Here is a 1322-nt window from a genome sequence, read left to right on the forward strand (position 1 = left end):
CATGTGCGCTAAGATAGGAGTTGCAGCGGGGAATCGGTTGTGATTCTACGCTGCGATGACTCACGAATCGCTTGTAGATGACGGCTGGACCGAGACGATTGAGCTTCTCGGCGGTGAAGAGTTGATCGCAGGGAGTGCTCGCGAGACGAAGGCATTCCTGCGACCGCGGGGCGTCAGGTCGGCTACTGATCTGTTGCGCCTGACACTGGCTTACTGCCTTGGCAAGGTGGGCATGCGGGGCGTCGTGGCCTGGGCGGCGGCGAGCGGGATCGCCGACATCTCGGACGTGGCGTTGCTCGGCCGGCTGCGCAACGCAGGGCCGTGGCTGCAGCAGTTGATTGGGTATCTTTTGAAGCGCGAGGAGAAAGGCCTGCCCAAAGGCCGGCTGATCCGCATCCTTGATGCGACGGCGGTTGCCAAGGCCGGTGCGCATGAGAAGAAGAACAATGGCCTTTGGCGTATGCACTGCGCCTTCGAGCTTGAGCGCGAGCAGTTCGATTTCATCGAGATCACCGACCAGAGCGAGGCCGAGCTGATCGACCGCGTGCCGGTGATACCGGGCGAGATCCGCATCGGCGACCGCGCCTATCTGCAGGCCGAGCGGATCGCAAAGGTCCTAGCGCAAGGCGGCGACGTTCTCGTGCGCGCGGCGTGGAAGAATGTGCGATGGCTCGATTCCAGCGGTAAGCCATTCGATCTCATCGGCCACCTGAAGAACTGCCGGGAGGAGGTCATCGAAACGCCTGTCTGGCTGGGCCTCAAGAACTGCGATCCCCTGAAGATGCGCCTGATCGCCTTGCGCAAATCCGAGGCCGCCGCACAAGAAGCGCGGCGCAAGATCAACAAGGAAGCCAAGGCCAAGGGCACGCAGGTTCGACAGGAGACGCTGATTGCCGCCGGCTTCGTGATCCTTGTGACCTCGCTCGACCAGGATGAGTTTGACGCCGACACAGTCCTCAAGCTCTATCGCATGCGCTGGCGGATCGAGCTCGCCTTCAAACGTCTCAAGAGCCTGATCGGACTGCGCGCTCCCCCCGCCAAAGACCCAAGGATCGCAAAGCCTTGGATTCTTGCCCACTTCCTCATCGCGCTTGTGACCGAACCCCTCTCGCAGGAGTTTGGTGTCTCTCCCCCTTGAGCGACGGGCGCCCGCTCCTGTGGCGCGCCAGCCGCCAGATCGTCGCCTCCCTGATCGCGGCCATCTTTACTCAACCCCCCTTGGCAATCCTGCGCCAAAACCTCCGTGCCTTGCGACATCGATGGCGTGAGCCACCACGAAAGCGCAAATTTCAGGCCATGCCAAAGCTATCTTAGCGCATATG

Annotated in this window: 1 protein-coding gene; it reads left to right on the top strand. The window is 61.7% G+C overall.

Annotated features, from left to right (window positions below; all coding sequences use genetic code 11):
• The first annotated feature begins 55 nt into the window (after positions 1-55).
• On the top strand, positions 56-1138 hold the full coding sequence (locus tag BLT09_RS33345) for a transposase (protein ID WP_091600672.1): 1083 nt from the start codon (positions 56-58) through the stop codon (positions 1136-1138).
• Positions 1139-1322 lie beyond the last annotated feature (184 nt).

It is taken from the genome of Mesorhizobium muleiense, assembly GCF_900099905.1.
GTDB lineage: Bacteria > Pseudomonadota > Alphaproteobacteria > Rhizobiales > Rhizobiaceae > Mesorhizobium > Mesorhizobium muleiense.